This is a genomic window from Frankia sp. CoBUL1 (assembly GCF_978021245.1).
The window spans coordinates 1-4609 of the sequence record NZ_CDXDOS010000260.1 but is presented as its reverse complement, the minus strand read 5'-3'; the positions used below and the strand labels follow the sequence as shown (position 1 = coordinate 4609).

Sequence of the window (4609 nt, the reverse complement as noted above, 5' to 3'; positions counted from 1 at the left end):
GGCTTCCTCCCCCTGCTGTCGCGTCTGTCAGCATGACATATCCGTCGGCGACCAGTACGTCGTCTCGACGTCCTGGTCGTCGAGACGACGTACTGGTCGCCGACGGATATGTCATGCTGACAGACGCGACAGCAGGGGGAGGAAGCCGGTGCGAGTCCGGCGCGGTCCCGCCACTGTCACCGGGAAGCGCACCCTTCCTGGGCAGGCTCGCCGACGAGGAGGCGGGCGTGCCCGGCGATCGCCCGACCAGGGGTCCGGAGAGGAACCCCGAGCCGCCCCGGCGGGGCGACGGGCCACGGCCGCAGCGGCGGCTGGAAGGCCGAAGGTGCGCGTCGATCCGGGAGCCAGGATACTCCGGCCGTCGCCATGATGACCATGGGCGAGGACCCTGGGAGGACCCCGGCATGCCCGTACCACTGCCACATCGACCGCACGCGCCGCATCGGCATCCGTGGTATCCGTCCTGTCGATCCTGTCGATCCTGTCAGCCGCAGCCGGTGCACACGACGCACCGGCGACACCCGCTTGCCTCGACGGCGTCGACACCGTGGTGAGCTTCCCGCTGTCGGCGGTGGTCGGCATGGACGACCTGCGCCTGGCCCTGCTGCTCAACGCGGTCTCCCCCACGCTGGGCGGAATCCTCGTGCGTGGGGAGAAGGGCACCGCCAAGTCCACCGCCGTGCGCGGCCTGGCCGCCCTGCTGCCCCCGGTGACGGTCATGGAGGGCTGCCGGTTCTCCTGCGCGCCCGACGCGCCGTCACCGGACTGCCCCGACGGCCCGCATCCCGCGCCGTCGCCGTCACTGACCCGTCCGGCCCGGCTGGTGGAACTACCCGTGGGCGCCTCCGAAGACCGGCTAACCGGTTCCCTCGACCTGGACCGGGCGTTGGCCGACGGGGTCAGCGTTCTGCGCCCGGGTCTGCTCGCCGCCGCCCACCGCGGGCTGCTCTACGTCGACGAGGTCAACCTGCTGGGGGACCATCTCGTTGACCTGCTTCTCGACGCCGCCGCCTTCGGGGTCGCCCACGTCGAACGCGACGGGGTGTCGGTGCGCCATCCGGCGGTGTTCCTGCTGGTCGGGACGATGAACCCGGAGGAGGGCGAGCTGCGTCCGCAGCTGCTCGACCGGTTCGGGCTGACCGTGCACGTCGCGGCCAGCCGTGACCCGGCGGTGCGCGCGGAGGTCGTCCGCCGCCGGCTGGCGTTCGAAGCCGACCCGGCCGGGTTCGCCGCGACCTGGGCGGACGCGGAGGCGGAACTCGCGGCCCGGGTCGTCGCCGCCCGCGGCCGGCTCGGCACGGTCCGGCTCACCGACGCGGCGCTGCGGGCTGTCACCGCCATCTGCGCCGGCTGCGACGTCGACGGCATGCGCGCCGACGTGGTGCTGGCCAAGACCGCGATGGCACTCGCCGCGTGGGCGGGGCGCGCCACGGTGCTCGCCGCCGACATCCGTACCGGTGCCCGTCTCGCGCTACCGCATCGCCGCCGCCGCGGCCCGTTCGACGCCCCCGGAATGGACGACGAGACCCTCGACGCCGTCCTCGACGAGGCCCTGGCCGCTCTCGACGAGCGCGTCGGGGCCGAACGCGAGGCCGGCGAATGTGAAGCCGGCGGATCCGGTGCCGGGGAATCCGGGGTACCGGTGAACGATGCACGCCCCGATGACGACCCGCCCGACGGCGGCGGTTCGGGGGGCGCGCCCCGTGGTGACGGCGGTTCCCACGGCGGCGACGGTGCGGGGGACGGGAACCGCGGCGCGGGGAACGGCGGGGATGACGGGGACCGGTGGTCGGCACGACCGTCCCCGTCGGCGTCTTCGACCGCGACGGCGGCCTCGACCCGGCTCGCCGGCGCACCGGCGGCGGCGAGCCGGCCGCGGCTGCTCACCGTCGCCGGCCTCGGAACCTCCTCGGGAGCCACCGGACGTCGATCCCCGGCCCGCGGCAGCCGCGGCGCGCTCGTCACCACCGCCGCGGACGCACCCGGCCTGCATCTGCCGGCGACCCTGCTCGCCGCCGCCCCGTTCCAGGCCGCCCGCGGCCGGTGCGGACCCGGCCTCGTGTTGGTCCCGGCGGACCGCCGTGGCGCCGTGCGCGTCGGCCGGGAGGGCAACCTGGTGCTGTTCGTCGTCGATGCCAGCGGGTCGATGGCCGCCCGCGCGCGGATGACCCTGGTCACCACGGCCGTGCTGGCCCTGCTCGTCGACGCCTACCAGCGCCGCGACCGGATCGGGATGATCACTTTCCGGGGGTCGGGAGCGGAGGTGGTGCTCGCGCCGACCTCGAGCGTGGAGGTGGGCGCGGCCCGGTTGCGCGCGCTGCCCACCGGCGGGCGGACCCCGCTGGCCGCCGGGCTGGGCCTCGCCGGTGAGGTCCTGCGCGCCGAACGGCGCCGTGATCCGACGCGGCGGGCCCTGCTCGTGGTCGTCACCGACGGCCGGGCGACCGCCGGGGGCGACCCGCTGCCGGTGGCCCGCGCGCTGGTGCGCGCCGCCGGTGGCGCGGCCGGACCGGCGACGGGCGGGCCGGCCGGTACCGGGGGGCGTGGCGGCGGCCGGGGTGAGTTGAGCAGCGTCGTCGTCGACTGCGAGAACGGTTTCCTGCGCTTGGGCCTGGCCCAGCGGCTCGCGGGCGCCCTCGGCGGCGTCACGATCCCGCTGGACGCCCTGCACCATCTCACTCCCCGCACGACGCCCCGCGCGACGTCCGGAAAGGTGGCCTGTTGACGCCGCAGGGACAGCCCGAGACCGTCCCCGACGACGGGCTGACCACCCGCCAGCGCCGCGACCGGCCGCTGCTGATGGTTCACACCGGCAACGGCAAGGGGAAGTCGACGGCCGCGTTCGGTCTGGCGTTGCGCGCCTGGTCACAGGGCTGGCCGGTCGGAGTGTTCCAGTTCGTCAAGTCCGCGAAGTGGCGCATCGGCGAGGAACGCGCGCTGCACGTCCTCGCCGACTCCGGCCAGGGCGGCCCGGTCACCTGGCACAAGATGGGCGCGGGCTGGAGCTGGGTGCGCGAACGGGTCGACCCGGACGGCGACCCGGGTGCCGCTGCCCGGGAGGGCTGGGCGCAGATCACCCGGGACCTCACCGCCCAGACCTACCGGCTGTACGTGCTCGACGAACTGACCTACCCGTTGCGCTGGGGATGGCTCGACGTCAACGAGGTCGTCGAGGTCCTGCGTTCCCGCCCCGGCCGCCAGCATGTCGTCGTCACCGGGCGGCGCGCCCCCCGGGAGCTGCTCGACGCCGCCGACCTCGTCACCGAGATGACCAAGGTCCGCCATCCCATGGACACCGGGCAAAAGGGGCAGCGGGGCATCGAGTGGTGAGCGAGCCCCGGGCGGAGATCGACATTCCCCGGCTGGTTCTCGCCGCCCCGGCCAGCGGCGCCGGCAAGACGACGGTGACCACCGGGCTGATGGCCGCGTTCACCGCCCGCGGCCTGCACGTCTCCCCGCACAAGGTCGGCCCGGACTACATCGATCCCAGCTACCACGCGCTGGCCTGCGGCCGGCCGGGCCGTAACCTTGACGCGGTGCTCTGCGGCGCGGCGCGCATCGCCGCGCTGTTCGCCCACGGGGCCCGCGGCGCGGACCTCGCCGTCGTCGAAGGGGTGATGGGCCTGTTCGACGGGGTGGCCCGTCCCGGTCCCGGTGAGCAGGCCGACCATGCCTCCACCGCGCACGTCGCCCGGCTGCTCGACGCCCCCGTCGTGCTCGTCGTCGACGTCTCCGGCGCCGCCCGCTCGATCGCCGCGCTCGTCGCCGGGTTCCGCGGATTCGACCGGCGGATCCGCCTGGCCGGGGTGATCCTCAACCGGGTCGGTTCCCCCCGTCACCGCGACCTGCTCACCGAGGCACTCGACGACATCGCCGTGCCCGTGCTCGGCGCGCTGCCGCGGGAACAGGCCGTCCACACCCCCTCGCGGCATCTCGGTCTGGTGCCGGCGGCGGAACGCAGACCCGCCGCCGTCGCCGCCGTCGACCGGCTCGGCGCGCTGGTCGGATCCGCCTGCGACCTCGACGCCCTGCTGCGGGTGGCACGCACCGCGCCGCCGTTGCGCGTCGCGCGTTGGGAGCCGGCCACCGTGCTCGCCGCGGCCGGACCGGCAGCGGTCACCACAGCGGACCCGGCGATGCCCGAGATGCCCGACCGGCCCCCGCGGGTCGCGGTCGCCGGGGGAGCCGCGTTCACCTTCGGCTACCCCGAACACATCGAGCTGCTCACCGCCGCGGGCGCCGACGTCGTCCCCGTCGACCCGCTGCGCGACGAGACGCTGCCACCGGGAACCGACGCCCTGATCATCGGCGGTGGTTTCCCCGAGGAGCACGTCGCCGCGCTCGCCGACAACGCCCGGTTACGCGCCGAGGTCGCCGCGTTCGCCGCCCGCGGCGGGCCGGTCGCAGCCGAGTGCGCCGGACTGCTCTACCTGGCCCGCACCCTGGACGGCGCGCCGATGTGCGGGGTTCTCGACGTGGAGGCGGTGATGGGCCCGCGGCTCACCCTCGGCTACCGCAGCGCGATCGCCGCTGCGGACAGCCCCCTGGCGGCGGCCGGGACCACCGTGCACGCCCACGAGTTCCACCGTACGGTCCTACGGCCCCCACC

The 4609-nt window shown here is 75.3% G+C and carries 3 protein-coding genes; all 3 read left to right on the top strand.

Translation table 11 applies throughout. The features are described from left to right. Positions 1-547: 547 nt before the first annotated feature. Positions 548-2725, top strand: coding sequence for a VWA domain-containing protein (locus tag AC08OX_RS15160; protein ID WP_476608405.1), 2178 nt, complete (start codon positions 548-550; stop codon positions 2723-2725). Further along, on the top strand, positions 2722-3330 hold the full coding sequence (gene cobO / locus AC08OX_RS15155) for a cob(I)yrinic acid a,c-diamide adenosyltransferase (protein ID WP_476608404.1): 609 nt from the start codon (positions 2722-2724) through the stop codon (positions 3328-3330). Before AC08OX_RS15160 ends, cobO begins: the two co-directional genes overlap by 4 nt. Next, positions 3324-4609, top strand: a 1286-nt coding sequence (locus AC08OX_RS15150) for a cobyrinate a,c-diamide synthase (RefSeq protein ID WP_476608403.1), incomplete at its 3' end; no start/stop codon positions are given. The genes cobO and AC08OX_RS15150, both read left to right, overlap by 7 nt.